Genomic DNA, 15405 nt, shown 5'->3' on the forward strand with positions numbered 1-15405 from the left:
GATAAGAACGTCGAGGTCCCGAAGGCGTCTGCGTCGCCGTCGTATGTGTTCCGGGTGAACCGGGATGTGGTGGTGCTTAATGATGTGAATTCGGGGAATGTGTGGTTGGTGAACCAGAACATGCAGCTGGTGAACAACTGGGACGACGTAATCCCCCCCAAGAACCAGTCCAACGACCAGGACAAGGAATCCGCGGACAACAACACCATCAACATCCTCCCGGACCGCACCAAGCCGAACCGGCCGCCGGAGACTAAACCCGATACCGTCGGGGTCCGCCCGGGCCGCACCACAGTGCTTAGTGTGCTGGATAACGACTCCGATCCCGACGGCGATGTCCTGACCGCCTCGGTTGCAGGCAACGGCCCCAAAGCCGGCAGCCTCCAGAGCATCTACGGCGGCACGGCCTTCCAGATCACCGTCCCGGCCGACGCGAAACCGGGCACCGAAATTTTCGGCTACAACGCCTCGGACGGCCGCGGCCTCTCCGCCAGCGGCAGCGTCACGCTCAACGTCGTYGGGCCCGATGAAAACAAACCGCCGCTGTTCAAGCGCGGCGAACCCACCACCATGCTCGTCGAGCAGGGCAAAACCGTCAGCCAGAACATCCTCACCGACTGGACCGACCCCGACGGCGACGACCTCGTCCTGATGGACGCCAAGGCGGACAACGACCAGGACCAGGTCAAAGTGCGCCGCGACGGCCTGCTCAGCTATCAGGATTCCGGCGCCGCCCCCGGCAAGAAGACCGTGACCGTCAGCGTCTGGGACGGCCGCGCGACCACCACGGGCAAGGTCATCGTCAACGTCCAGCCGCCGGGCGCCCTCCAGCCGGTGGTCAACGCGGACCACGTCACCGCCGTCGTCGGCCAGGACCTGGTCATCTCCCCGCTGAAGAACGACGTCGACCCCAACGGCGGCGCGCTGCGCCTGGCCCAGGTGGAAGCGGCCGGAACGGCGGAGCTGGGCCCCGTGACCGACGGCGGTACCTTCACCTTTCGCAGCAACACCCCCGGCCCCGTGTACCTGACCTACATTGCCAGCAACGGCCCGCAAAGCACCCAGGGCCTGATCCGCGTTGACGTGGAGTCGGGCAAGGACACCGGCGACCCCGTTGCCGTCCACGACGTCGCCCTGCTCCCGGCCGGTGGCAGCGTCCTGGTGGACCCGCTGGCCAACGACTCGGACCCCGCCGGGGGAGTGCTGGTGCTCCAGTCCGTGCAGCTGCCGGAAAATGCCACCGCCTCCGTCAGCGTGATCGACCACGCCGTGCTGCGGATCACCGACATCACCGGCACCAAGGAACCGTTTATCTTCCGGTACACCATGTCCAACGGCACCAAGTCGGCCACCGGCAGCGTCTCCGTGGTGCCCGTCCCGGCGCCCGCGGTCGTGGAGGCACCGCAGCCCAAACCCGACGAGGTCAACGTGCGTGCCGGCGACGTCGTCACCATCCCTGTCCTGGCCAACGACACCCACCCGCAGGGCGCCAAGCTCACCGTTGACCCGGTGCTGCCCCAGCCCGTGCCCGCCGCGGACGGGAAGAGCTTCGTCTCCGAAAACACCCTGCGCTTCATCGCCGGGCCGGTGCCCAAGACCGTCCGGGCCATCTACAACGCCGTCGACCCGCAGGGCCAGAAGAGCGCCGCCGCCGTCACCATCCACATCCTGCCGCTGGAAGGCGCCCAGAACTCGCGGCCGCAACCGAAGAACCTCACCGCCCGCGTGGTGGCCGGCGGCACCGTCCGGATCCCGGTGGAGCTCGACGGCATCGATCCCGACGGCGACTCGGTCCAGCTCACCGGCATTGACAGCACCCCCTCGATGGGAACCGCCACCGCCGGGAGTACCTTCATCGACTTCACCGCCGCCGGCGACGGGGCCGGAACAGATACCTTCCGCTACAAGGTGGTGGACCGGCAGGGCGCCGTCAACACCGGCACCGTCACCGTCGGCATCGCTCCGCGCGGGGAGACCAACCAGAAGCCGACCCCCGTGGACGACACCGTGTCCGTGCGGCCCGGCCGGCAGATCGCCGTCGACGCCACCGGCAACGACACCGACCCCGACGGCGACCCCATCCGGATCCTGTCCGACGGCGTCGAGGCAGCCCCTGAGTTGCAGGCCACGGTCAGCAAACAAAGCGGCCGGATAATCCTCCTGGCGCCCAACCAGGAAGGCACCGTCAACGTCCGCTACAAAGTGGCCGACGACCGCGGCGCCACGGCCCAGGCCGCCATCGCCGTCAAGGTCCAAAAAGACGTCCCGCTGCAGGCGCCGATCGCCCGGGACGACCGCGTGACCTCCGCCCAGACCCTGGGCAAGACCGCCGTCGACGTCCCGGTGCTCAAGAACGACGAAGACCCCGACGGTGTGGGCGAAAACCTCAAGGTCAGCACCGAGGCGAAGACCGCCAGGCCCGGCACGCAGGGCAACATGATCGTGGACCTGACCGAGCAGCCGCAGCTGATTCCGTACACCGTGGAGGACCTCGACGGGCAGAAATCCACGGCGATCATCTGGGTTCCCGGGATCGGCCAGCAGGTGCCCACCCTGGCCAAGGACGACGTCGTGGAAGTGGTCGCCGGACAATCGGTCACCCTGGACCTCAAGGAATGGGTCAAGGTCCGCGACGGCCGCTCGCCGCGCCTGACCCAGACGGACCGGATCAAGCTGATCGGCGCCGACGGCTCGGACCCGGTGGCCAACAACGGCACGGCCCTGAAGTACACGGCAGGCAAGGACTACGCCGGGCCCGGTTCGCTGAGCTTCGAGGTCACCGACGGCACCGGCCCGGACGACCCGGCCGGCCTGAAGTCCACCCTCAGCATCCGCACCAAGGTCCTCCCGGACCCCAACCGGAACAACCCGCCCGTCCTCCTGGGAAGCCAGGTTGACGTGCCCAAGGGTGACACATCCAGCGTGGACCTGGCCCGGCTGACCACGGACCCAGACGATGGCGACGTGCAGAACATGAAGTACGAGATCCTGGGCGAAGTCCCGGGGGGCTTCGACGCCAAAATCGAAGGCCAGGTCCTGAAGCTCTCCGCCAAGGACGGCAGCGAGGCCGGGGCCGACGGCGCCGTACAGGTCAAGGCCAAGGACCCCCGCAGCCTGGAGGCCACTGCGACTTACCGGTTCACCGTGACGGCGTCCAACCGGCCCCGGCCGGTCGCCAACGACGACCTCGAGCCGAACGCCGCCGCCGGTAAGCCGGTCACTGTCAACGTCCTTGCCAACGACGCCAATCCGTTCCCGGACTCCCCGCTGAGGATCGTGGCAGCCGCCGCCGAAACCGGCTCCGGCAACGTCGCCGTGGAGGGCGGCAATGTTGTGGTCACCCCCGCGGCCGGGTTCTCCGGCACCATGGTGGTGGCCTACACCATCGCAGACAAGACCCAGGACCCGTCCCGGCAGGCCACGGCCAGGATCCGGCTCACAGTAAAGGACCGCCCGCTGGCACCCACCACCCCACAGGCCGCCAGTGTGGGGGACGGCACCGCGCTGCTGAACTGGACCGCCCCGGCGGACCGGGGATCCCCGATCACCAAATACACGGTCTATGGCGAGGGCGGGTTCCGGCAGGACTGCCCGGCCAACTCCTGCACCCTTACCGGCCTGACCAACAACTCGAAGTACCACTTCCAGGTCACGGCGACCAACGCCATTGACGAATCCGAGCGGTCACCGGCGTCCGCCGAAGTGCGCCCTGACGTCAAGCCGGATACCCCGGCAGCACCGTCGCTGAAGTTCGGCGATCAGCAGCTGGCCGTGGCCTGGGTTGCTCCCGCATCCAAGGGCTCGCCGGTCAAGTCCTACGACCTCGAAATTTCCCCGGCCCCGCCGGGACAGAACGCCCAGATCCAGAACCTTTCATCTGTCAGCTATGTCTGGAAGGGCCTGAAGAACGGCGTCGCCTACAAGGTTCGCGTCCTGGCCCGCAACGATGCCAAGGATCCGTCGGAGTGGAGTGCCTACTCCGCCGCGGAGACGCCGGCGGGCAAGCCCGCAACGCCGGCGGCTCCGACCGCGGCGTCCGCGGGGTCCGTGGGGAACCAGAGCCAGCTTCGGGTGAACTGGACTGCACCGGACAACAACGGCGACGCAGTCTCGGCCTACACCCTCACCACGTTCCGCGGTGGCTCGCAGGTGGCCAGCCAGAAGGTCACCTCGACGTCGCAGAACGTCACGGTGGATAATTCCGAGGCCGATTACACCTTCTCCGTTTCTGCCACTAACAAGGCCGGAACGTCCGCCACGAGTGCCCGGTCAGCCGCCATCCGCGCGGCCGGCAAACCCGGAATGGTCTCCGGCGGAACGGTTAAGGAAACCGGTGCCAGCGGCCAGCTGCGGGTGACCTTCACACCCCTAAGCCAGGCACAGCGCAACGGTTCGCAGGCCAGCGAGATCCAGTACAGCTACCGGGCGGCCACGTCCGGCGGCGTGGTCAAGGCCGGTGGCATCGCCGCGGGCGGCGCCACGATCGGCGGGTTGCCCAACGGCAAGAACGTCACCATCAACATCATCGCGAGCTCCACCAAGAACAACATCGCCGGGGACGCCAAGGCTGTGGGCACGGCCAACCCCTACGGCCCGCCCAACGCGCCGGTACTCTCGCCCCAGAGTTCCACCACGCAGCAGGTGCACTGGACGTGGAACAACCCGGCCAACAACGGCCGCGCCATCCAGCGCTTCGAGATCAGCTACGAAGGCGGCGGATGGACCAGCGTTGGCCTGGCAAACCGCTACGACCGCGACACCGGGGCATGGAGTTCCACAAAGAACCTCAAGGTTCGGGCCTGCACTGTGGTCTGCGGCTCCGCGGACTCGGCCAACGCCACCAGCGGGAAGGACCCGACGCCGCCGTTGTCGCAAATCCAGGCGCATAACAGCACCTGCCCGGGCCAACCCGGCCGGAAGGACACCTACGACCCCAGTGGCCCCACCTGCGGCGCCGGCTGGGTCCGGAGCTCCGAAGGCCGGCTCAACATCAACTGCACCAAGGACATCTACGGCAACGGGACGCCCTGGTACCGGATGACCGAAGGCAGCCACCCGGGCTGGTACGTCAAGTCCACCACCGTCAACCTGTACGGCCCCAAGCCCGGTGGCTGCTGATGACCACAACCAACCCACACGCCGGATCCCACGGGGAATCCCTGCCGGCCAACCCCCAACTGCTTGACCCGAATGAACATGGAAGAGGAACCAGCGCATGACGATGACCACAGAGCAGGCCGAATGGTTTGCCGGCACCTTTGAGAAGCTCGTAGCCAACGTGGGGCAGGCCGTGCTGGGCAAGTCGCACGTCATCCGGCTGACCTTCACCGCGATGCTGGCGGAAGGCCACGTCCTCTTCGAAGACGCCCCGGGCACCGGCAAGACCTCGCTGGCCCGCGCCCTCGCCGCCACCGTGCAGGGGTCCAACAACCGCATCCAGTTCACCCCTGACCTGCTCCCGTCGGATGTCACCGGCGTGACCATCTACGACCAGAAGACGCAGAAGTTCGAGTTCCACAAGGGCCCGATCTTCAACAACATCGTCCTCGCCGACGAAATCAACCGCGCCTCACCGAAAACCCAGTCGGCGCTCCTGGAGGTCATGGAGGAGTCCCGCGTCACCGTGGACGGCGCCACCTACGAGGCAGGCCGGCCGTTTATGGTCATGGCCACGCAGAACCCGATCGAACAGGCCGGCACCTACCGCCTGCCGGAGGCGCAGCTGGACCGTTTCCTGATCAAAACCTCCATCGGCTACCCGGACCACGCGTCCACCGTGCAGTTGCTCGGCGGCGCCAACCTCAAGGACCGCTCGCGGGAAATCACCGCAGTGATCACCACCCAGGCCGTCGCCGACATGGCCGACCTCGCCGCCACCACCCACGTGGACACCGCGGTGCTCGAATACATCTCCCGGCTCTGCGAGGAGACCCGCAACGCCCCGGAGACGCGCCTGGGCGTCTCGGTCCGCGGCGCCCTGGCGATGGTCCGTGCCGCAAAGGTCTGGGCCGCCAGCCAGGGCCGGAACTTCGTCCTGCCGGATGACGTCAAGGACCTCGCCGCCGTCGTCTGGACCCACCGGCTGGTCATGGACCCGGAGGCGGAGTTCTCCGGTGCCACCGCCGACGCCGTACTGACCCGGGTGCTGGCCGACGTCGCCGCCCCGCAACAGCGGGCCGCGGTCTAACCGGAAGCTTCCGACGAGTCCACCCGCGGGGCCGCCCACCGGCCCCGCAACCATGCACGAACAAAGGCACCCATATGTCCACCAGCACTCCGTTGAACCGGCTTGCTGAACGCCTGAAGCGGCCCCTGTCCCGGGCCGGCGGGCCCGCCCGGCTGCACCCCTCGGCCGTCTGGGCCGAAGCCCGCAGCACCGCCGCCCTGGCGCTGGCCCCGGCCGGAAACGCCGTCCGCGCGCAGTACCGCCGGCACCTCCACCCGGTGCTGTCGGTGGTCAGTGTCCTCGGCTGGTCCGTCCTGGCCGCGTCCGTGCTGCTCTGGGCCGTCGGCCAGGCGTACGGCTGGCAGGAGGCCAAGGCCGCCGCGATCGCCGCGTTCGTGTTGCTGCTGCTCGCCATTGGCTTCATCCTGGGCCGCTCCTCCTACGGCGTGCTCCTGGACCTTGCCCGGACCCGGGTGGCCGTGGGGGACAGCGCCGTGGGCAGCATCGCGGTCTCCAACACCTCCGCCCGGCCGCTCCTGCCCGCCGACCTGGAACTGCCCGTCGGCGCGGCCACCGCCGTGTTCCACCTGCCCCGGATGAAACCCGGGCAGGTCCACGAGGACCTGTTCACCATCCCGACGGCCCGCCGCGCTGTGATCGTGGTGGGCCCGGTCCGTTCCGTCCGTGCCGACCCCCTGCACCTGCTCCGCCGCCAGGTGCTCTGGACCGAACCCGAGGACCTCTACGTGCACCCCCGGACGGTGGCCCTGGCCGGGTCGGCCGCCGGCTTCATCCGTGACCTCGAGGGCATGCCCACCACGGACCTCTCCAGCGCCGACGTCYCCTTCCACGCCCTGCGCGACTACGTGCCCGGTGACGATCGCCGGCACATCCACTGGAAGACCACGGCCCGGACCAACAAGCTCATGGTGCGCCAGTTCGAGGAGACCCGCCGGTCCCACCTGGCCATCTCCCTGTCCACCAACACGGACGAATACGCCTCCGAGGAAGAATTCGAGCTGGCCGTCTCCGCCGCCGCCTCGATCGGCCTGCAGGCCATCCGCGAGCAACGGGACCTTGACGTCCTCACCCAGAAGGGGCCGCTCCGGTGCGAAACCGGCCGGAACCTGCTGGACGACATGACCCGGATCGTCGGAGCACCGCAGCGCAAGACCGCCGTGGACCTCGCCCGCACCCTCGCCGACACCGTGCCCAACGCCTCGGTGGTGTTCTTCGTGGTGGGCAGCAACGTCAGCCCCACCGAGTTGCGCTCCGCCTCGGCGTCCGTTCCGCCGGGCGTCCGCAGCCTCGCAGTCCGGATCCAGGCCGGTGCCGCCCCGGCCCGGGCCAACATCGCGGACCTGACAGTGCTCACCCTGGGCGATCTTTCCGAGCTGGCCATTGTGCTGAGGAAGGCGGCCGCATGAGCACCGCCACCGGTTTCCGTCCCCGCAACAACGCCGTGCCGCGCCGCCGTTCGGGCTTCGCCGACGGCCAGCCTGCCTGGCATTACGCGCTCGACGCCGGCGCCCTGATCGTGCTGCTGGGGCTCGGCGTCCTGGGGTTCAGCCTCAGCTTCGGCGGCGACCCGTACTATCTGGCCGCAGGCTTCGGCGGCATCCTGTTGGGCTTGGGCATCGCGGCCGCCCAAGTGCATTTCCGGCTGGGTGTGCTGATCACCACGGCCCTGACGGTTGGCGCCTACCTCGTCTTCGGCACCGCCCTGGCCGTCCCGGAGGCGTCCATCGCCGGGGTCCTTCCCACACTTGAATCGCTGCGGACCCTGCTGGTGGGCGTGATGTTCGCCTGGAAGGACATGCTCACCGTCGGCGTGCCGGTCGGCACCGCCGGCGGCACCCTGATCGTGCCGTTCCTCAGCTCCCTGCTCACCGCCCTGGCGGCCGGACTGCTGATCTGGCGGCTCAAGAGCCCCTACTGGCCGCTGCTGCCGGTCCTGGTGCTCTTTATCACCGGCATCGCCTTCAGCACCAACGCCGGCTTCCTCACTGTGGAACGCGGCATTTCGCTGACCGTGGTGGCGATCGCATGGGCCACCTTCCGCCGCGACGCCCTGCGCCGCAACGACACCCGCAAGATCTCGGTCAACCAGCCCGAGTCGGACCAGGYCACCGCCCGCACCGCCCGGCTCCGCCGGGTGGGAACGGCCGCCGCGGTGATCGCCGTCGGCGTCACTGCCGTCGCCTCACCGCTGGTGGCCGCCGACGACGACCGGAAGGTCCTGCGCAACACGATCGTGCCGCCGTTCGACCCGAAGGCCTACGTGACCCCGTTGGCCAGTTTCCGCAACTTCGTCAAGGACAAAAAGGACGACAACCTCTTTATGGTGAAGGGGCTGCCGAAGAACGGCAGGGTCCGGCTCGCTGCGCTCGATTCGTTCAACGGCACCAACTACAACATGGACCCGAACGGATCCGGCAGCTTCAGCAAGGTTGGTGACGCCAAGTCCATCAACACCCTCGCCGATTCGACAGGGATCGTCCCGACCAACAACTACACCCTGAACATCACCATCGAGGACTACCAGGGCTTCTTCCTCCCGGGCGGCCGCAAGACCACCGGGATCAGCTTCGCCACCGACACGGCCGGCGCCGCGTCCGGGCTGTACTTCAACTCCGGCACGGACACCGCCGTCACCACCCGCGGGCTCTCCAAGGGCGACGCGTACAGCGTGCAGGTGGCCGACCCCGCCATGCTCGAACACGGCCAGCTGACGCAGTACGACTTCGCGAAAGTCTCGCTGCCGGACCCCGCCGAGGTACCGCCGGTGGTCGACTCACAGGCCAACGACCTCGCGGCCGACGCACCCACCGCCATTGACAGGGTCCGCCAGATCGAGGCGCACTTCCAGAAAAAGGGCGCCTTCAGCAACGGCCTGATCGCCGACGGCCAGCTGCCGAGTGTCTCCGGCCACAGCGCCAACCGCATCCGCAGCCTGCTCACGGCCAAGCAGATGCTGGGCGATGACGAGCAGTATGCCGTGGCGATGTCCCTGATGCTGCGCCACCTTGGCATCCCTTCCCGGGTGGTGATGGGTTTCTACCCGGATCCCAAGAGCCCGGAAAACGGCGCCGGCGAAGTCCAGATCACCGGAAAGGACGTGCACGCGTGGGTTGAGGTGGCCTTCGACCGGGTGGGCTGGGTGTCCTTTGATCCCACCCCGCCCAAGGACAACGTGCCYATCCCGCCGGACCCGGAGAACAAGTCCAAACCCAAACCGCAGGTGCTGCAGCCGCCGCCCCCGCCGCAGGAGCCGGCCGAACTGCCGCCGGACTCCTCGCCGGACGCGCTGGACGCGGACGAGAAGAAGAACAACCCCTGGCTGTTCTGGGGCCCGCTCCTTGCCGCGATCGGCACGGCGCTGATTCCCGTCGCGGTCCTGGCGCTGCCGCTGCTGCTGATCGCGCTGCTGAAGGCCCGGCGCCGGAAGGCCCGGTTCACCGACGGCCACCCCGCGCAGCGCGTCGGCGGCGGCTGGAACGAGGTCCTCAGCCTCGCGACGGATCTCGGCGCCGGCGTGGACACCCGTGCCACCCGCCGCGAGTCCGCCGTTGTCCTCGGCGAGGCGTTCCCCGCCAGCCAGGGCACCACCACCCTGCTGGCCCACCGCGCCGATGCCGCCATCTTCGGGGCCGGACAGCCCAGCGAGGAGCAGGTCACGGAGTACTGGCAGATGGTGGACGGCTCACTGAAGGCGATGACCGGGACCGTCGGGTTCTGGCGCCGCCAGCAGGCCCGCTTCTCGCCGCGCTCCCTGCTGGCCGACGGGCGGACCGCCCTGAAGCTGCGCGGACTGCGCCCCGTGCTGCCCGGCGGCCGCCGCCGCGGCGGTACCGCTGCCGGCGACGGAAACGGGCCCGCGGCAGTTGACCCGGCCGTCTTCGGCCCAGCTAGTACAGTGGAGCCCGGTCCGGACCACGAACCGCAGCGAACAGCCAGGAAGAACCGCAACGAGCCATGACCGACGACGTCGAGCGCTGCCCGCGCTGCCACCAGCCGATCCGCCCGGGCGCCACGTTCTGCACCTCGTGCGGGGTGCCCCTGAGCAACCGTTCGGCACGCAGCGCACGGCACGGGGACGGAACACCCGGTACTATCCCGGTAGCGCCTTCCGGGCGTGATGGCACGTTCGTTCCGGTCCAGGGTCCGGCCGGAGGACGTGTCCACGGACAAGGGGGAAGTACCGTAATGCCGAACAAGCTGGAGCTGGTTCCCGCCGATGCAGGAAAGCGGCTCGGCGCCGCCGTCCTGGACTGGACCGGGCCCGTGGCGGTCCTCATTGTGTTGTTCGCCCTCGGATTCGCCGGCGTCACACAGACCCGCAGCGGCGGCTCCATCATCTACAACACCTCCTCGATGGTGCTTTTCGGCGGCCTGGGGATCGGCATCACGCTGGTCTACACGGCGGTCCAGGCCATCATGGACGGCCGGTCCGGCACCACCCTCGGCAACCGCATCGTGGGGATCCGCACCGCCGACGCCGACGGGTACGCCCCGGGCGGGGGAGCGGTGTTCCTCCGCGGCCTCATCACCGGGGCCGGTGTGCTGCTGGCCGCCCTCGCCGCCGTACTAGTGGTGCTCTTCCAGTGGTTCGGCGCCGCCCTGGTGATGCTCGGCCCGCTGGCCCTCCTCGGCGCCGGTTGGGCTGTGCTGGTGGTCGTCTCCAACACCTGGGATCCCAACAGCCGCCTCCGTGGCTGGCACGACACCGCCGCGAAGACCCTCGTCTTCGACATCAAGGCCGGCCGGAACCCGCTCACCACCGGCGGCATCCAGGGCCCGTACAGCTTTGCCCCGCTGGACCTTCCTCCCGTGCAGCAGGTGGCCTCGCCGGTGGCCGGCGCCGCCCGGCTCCAGCCGCCGACCGCCGCGGCCGGACCCGCCGCACCGCCCACCGCAGCAGCCGCCTCCTCCGCGCAGCCCGCGCCGCAGCCGTTCTCCTTCCAGCCGGCCCCGGCCGGCCCGGCCCCTTCCGCGCCCGCCCCGATCGTGGCGGCCCCGATCGTGGCGGCCCGCAGCCACGCCGTGAACAGCCGCGCCTTCAGCCCCCACCCGGACGACGACCTGGACCGCACCCAGGCCCGCGGCGACAGCGCCGTGCCCATCACCGTGGCCGTGCCGCGGATCAGGATCGACGACGGCCGCGAAGTGGAACTGGACCGGTCCCTGCTGATCGGGCGCAACCCGGCCGGCCATCCCGGCGAGGAATCGGTGCAGCTGCTGCCCGTGGCCGACCCCGGACGTTCCATTTCCAAGACCCACCTCCTGGTGCTGGCCGGCGACGGCGGCATCTGGGTGACGGACCGCAACTCCACCAACGGAAGTGCCGTCACGACGCCGGACGGTATCCGTACCGCCCTGGCAGCCGGGGAACCCACCCATGTACGCCCCGGATCCACCGTGCACTTCGGTGACCGCTCTTTCTACCTAGGACAGGCATGACATCCCAGCCGGCTTCAGTACCGCCCGCCGAGGCGCCAGCAGCGTCACCCGCCAGTACCCCCAGCCTCCGGCTCCATTACGGGTACGGCACGGACTGCGGCCTGCGCCGGGAAATGAACGAGGACTCCTACATCGCTGCCGACCCCGTCTTCGCAGTCGCTGACGGCATGGGCGGCCATGAGGCCGGCGAGGTCGCGAGCGGGATCTGCGTGCGGACCCTCGCCAACATTCCCCAGCTCGCCACGGGGGAGCGGGACGCCACCGCCGCCATCGTCCAGCAGTACCTCCTGGAGGCCGACGCCGGCATCCGCGAGGCCACCGGTTCCCGCGCCGGGACCACGCTCTCCGGCGTCGTGGTGGTCGAACAGAGGGGCACCCCCTACTGGCTGGTGTTGAACATCGGCGACTCCCGCACGTACCGGCTCAGCCAGGGCAAGCTCAACCAGGTCAGCGTGGACCACTCCGAGGTCCAGGAACTGGTGGACGCCGGCGAGATCACCAAGGCCGAGGCAGCTGTCCACCCGCGCCGCCACGTCGTAACCCGAGCGCTGGGGACCGGCGACGAGACCGAGGCCGACTACTGGCTGCTACCCGTTGAAGAGGGCGACCGGATCCTGGTGTGCTCCGACGGGCTGAACGGCGAGCTCGACGACGAGCACATCGCCCGCATCCTGGTTGATCAGGCGGACCCGCAGGCCGCCGTCGACGAACTGATCCAGGCGGCCCTGCGCAGCGGCGGCCGCGACAACGTGACCTGCATTGTGGTGGACGCGAGCAATGTGGCCCATGACAACGGCGAACAGACCGCCCCGCGCACGGCAGCCCAGGCCGAAGACGAAAACACCCTGCCGCGCACCGAGGTCCTGAACGTCGCACCCGACGGCACCCCCGTGGGGGAGACCAGCGGGGAGACCGATGGCTCCCGCTGACCGCCTGGCCGATCTCAGCTACACACCTGGGTCCTGGYTCGGCATTGTCCGGTCCGGAACGGCCGTGCTGCTGCCGCGGGACACCGACCGGACGCTGGTGGACGCGCTCTGGACACTCCTGGCCGGTGACCCGGAAATCCATGAGGTCCTGGACACCGTGACCTCGGCTTCGGGCGGCTCCCTGGCGCGGCTGCCCTGGTTCGGCATCGTGGGCCGCCGCGGGTCGCTTCAGGTCTTCCTGCGCGGCGAGATTGATCTGGACGTCCGGCTGGCCGGCGGCGACTCCGTTACGGTCAGTGGCCGGGACGTGACCACCTGGACCGAGCGGAGGTTCCCCGCCGCGGAGGGCTTCAGCGTTGCCATCCCCGCCGCGGCGCCGGGCCAGGCGTCCCCGGCCGGTGTCCTCCCGCTGGGCGAGGGGGTGGTCCTGCTGCAGGAGCTGCACAGCGTAGCCTCCGGCGCCGGACGCGTCGCCGAGGCGGTACCCGCCGCCGCAGCCGCCGCCCTGGCCCCGGACAACGTTGCCTCCGACGCCGGATCCGGTGCCGGGATCGGGGACCAGCTGCTCGCGGCGGCCGAGGCCGACATCGCCGCCGACCCGGACAGCCTCGGCAGCTCCGCGGATACGGTCCTGGAACTTCCCGCGGAGGATCTCGACGCCGGGGCCGACCTGGACGGGACCATCCAGACCCCTGCCGACGACGCGGACGCGGCAGAACCCGTGGCGCACGCAGCGGACGGCCCTGACGTGCTGGACGCGCCGGACGCCATGGTGGCCGAACCCGTCGAACCCGTCGAAACCGTCGAACAGGAACCCACCAGCAGCTACGACCACCTCTGGGAACAGACGGTCATGCGCCGCATCGAGGACGCTGCCGTCCGCGAGGACCCCGACGCCGACCCCGACGACGGTCCGCTAGCGCCGGAGCCGCAGGGAACCGACGACGCCGGCGCCGCGGCAAGCGACTCCGTCGCGTCCGCGGAACCTGCCCGTCAGGACGCCCAGGACGCCCAGGACGCCCACGACCGTCCGGAACCGGAGGCCTTCGCCCCCGAACCTTCGGTCCCGGCGCCCGGATCCGCCYCCGCGGTACCCTCCGGGCTGATCGATTCCGTGCCCTGGCACACCGGCGGCGACCGGCCTTCGCCGGCCGCCCCGCCCGCGCCGCGCACGGGCCTCGGCCCCTCAGTGCCGCCGTCGCTGTTCACCCCGCCGCCGGCGCCCGCCCCGGCTCCCTCGCCGGAGGGTCCTGCCGTGGACGCCGACCACGACGGCCAGACCATCATGAAAAGCGAGCTCGGACCCGCCGGCAACGGCGCACCCGTCCACCCGGCCGCCCCCAAGGACCCCGGAACCGGACCCATGGTGCTGGCCCGGGTCTGCCCACAGGGCCACGCGAACCCGCCCACCAACGCCACGTGCGCCTACTGCAGCCAGGCGCTGCCCGGCGACGGCGTCCAGATCCGCCGGCCGCGGCTGGGCCGGATGCGGCTCTCCACCGGAGAACTGATCGACCTGGACCAGTCGCTGATCGTTGGCCGGCAGCCGTCGGTCTCGCGCGTGCAGGGCGCCGGCATGCCCAAACTCGTCCAGGTGGCGAGCCCCGGCGGCGACATCTCCCGCTCCCACGTCGAGGTCCGGCTTGAGGGCTGGCACGTGATGCTCTGCGACCTGAAGGCAACCAACGGCACCGTGCTCCTGCGCGAAGGCCAGGCCCCGCGCCGGCTCGCCMAGGGGGAAATGGCGATCCTGTTTGACGGCGACATCGCCGAACTCGGGGACGGCATTCAGCTGCGGTTCGAGGAGCTCCTGTGAACGCCAAACGCCCCGTCGCCCCGCCGCCCACCATCCCGGGCTTCACGTACGTCAGCCTGCTCGGCTCCGGCGGATTCTCCGACGTGTACCTGTACGAACAGGACCGGCCGCGCCGCAAGGTGGCCGTCAAGGTGCTGCTCTCCGACCTCAAGACCCAGGGCGCCCGCCGCCGCTTCGAGTCCGAGGCGAACCTCATGGCGCAGCTGTCATCGCACCCCTACATCGTGACCATCTTCGAAGCGGAGATCACCGACACCGGCCACTCCTACCTGGCCATGGAGTACTGCTCCCGGCCAAGCCTCGACGTCCGCTACCGGCGCCAGCGCTTCAGCGTGGACGAGGTCCTGGCCGTCGGCATCCAGGTGGCCTCCGCGGTCGAAACCGCGCACCGCGCCGGGATCGCGCACCGCGACATCAAACCGGCCAACATCCTGGTCACGGACTACAACCGCCCGGCGCTGACCGACTTCGGCATCTCCGGCACGCTCGCCGGCGACCAGGACGAGGACGCGGGCATGTCCATCCCGTGGTCGCCGCCGGAACAGTTCAGCGACCGGCAGGTGGACGGCGTCCTGGTGGACGTCTGGGCGCTGGGCGCCACCCTGTACACCCTGCTGGCCGGCCGGTCACCGTTTGTCCTCCCCGGCGCGGACAACTCCCAGCGCGAGCTGATTTCGCGGATCACCAACCTGCCGGTGCCCAAACTGGGCCGGGCGGACGTGCCCGAATCCCTGGAACTGGCGCTGGCGACCGCCATGGCCAAAGCCCCCGCCTCCCGCTACTCCTCGGCCCACGCCTTCGCCCTGGCGTTACAGCGCATCCAGGCTGAACTGAACCTGTCCGTGACCCCGTTCGAAGTCCTTGAGGAACCGCGTGCCGACGAGCCGCACCCCGATGACACCTTCGAGGAAACCCGGGTCCGCAGCGTCGCCTCGATCGACCCCGACGCCACGGGCCATGCCCCCACCTTTCCGGCCCGCCTGCCCGCCGCCGCGCCGGACGACGCCACCACCTCCAACAACGCCACCCGCGCC

General features: G+C 69.7%; 8 protein-coding genes. All 8 read left to right on the forward strand.

The genetic code is table 11. The features are described 5' to 3' along the window. Positions 1-5118: Ig-like domain-containing protein (locus tag AC1DHD_RS06200; RefSeq protein WP_476878874.1), on the forward strand; the 5118-nt coding region annotated here is incomplete at its 5' end. 97 nt (positions 5119-5215) lie between these two features. Continuing rightward, the gene (locus tag AC1DHD_RS06205; RefSeq protein ID WP_476878875.1) at positions 5216-6187 is read left to right on the forward strand and encodes an AAA family ATPase; all 972 of its coding nucleotides are present in this window, start codon (positions 5216-5218) and stop codon (positions 6185-6187) included. A gap of 74 nt (positions 6188-6261) precedes the next feature. Continuing rightward, positions 6262-7593: a DUF58 domain-containing protein gene (locus AC1DHD_RS06210; RefSeq protein ID WP_476878876.1), complete on the forward strand. Its 1332-nt coding sequence runs from the start codon at positions 6262-6264 to the stop codon at positions 7591-7593. Continuing rightward, positions 7590-10145 (forward strand): transglutaminase-like domain-containing protein, encoded by a 2556-nt coding sequence (locus AC1DHD_RS06215; protein ID WP_476878877.1) that lies wholly within the window; start codon positions 7590-7592, stop codon positions 10143-10145. The genes AC1DHD_RS06210 and AC1DHD_RS06215 overlap by 4 nt, the downstream gene beginning before the upstream one ends. Further along, on the forward strand, positions 10142-11626 hold the full coding sequence (locus AC1DHD_RS06220; RefSeq protein WP_476878878.1) for an RDD family protein: 1485 nt from the start codon (positions 10142-10144) through the stop codon (positions 11624-11626). Before AC1DHD_RS06215 ends, AC1DHD_RS06220 begins: the two co-directional genes overlap by 4 nt. Next, the gene (locus AC1DHD_RS06225; protein WP_476878879.1) at positions 11623-12555 is read left to right on the forward strand and encodes a PP2C family protein-serine/threonine phosphatase; all 933 of its coding nucleotides are present in this window, start codon (positions 11623-11625) and stop codon (positions 12553-12555) included. Before AC1DHD_RS06220 ends, AC1DHD_RS06225 begins: the two co-directional genes overlap by 4 nt. Next, a complete protein-coding gene (locus AC1DHD_RS06230) occupies positions 12542-14371 on the forward strand; it encodes an FHA domain-containing protein (protein WP_476878880.1) in 1830 nt (609 codons plus the stop codon). Before AC1DHD_RS06225 ends, AC1DHD_RS06230 begins: the two co-directional genes overlap by 14 nt. Next, the coding region (locus AC1DHD_RS06235; RefSeq protein ID WP_476878881.1) for a serine/threonine-protein kinase at positions 14368-15405 on the forward strand (1038 nt) is incomplete at its 3' end. The genes AC1DHD_RS06230 and AC1DHD_RS06235, both read left to right, overlap by 4 nt.

The organism is Arthrobacter sp. 05L45_2, from assembly GCF_056397525.1.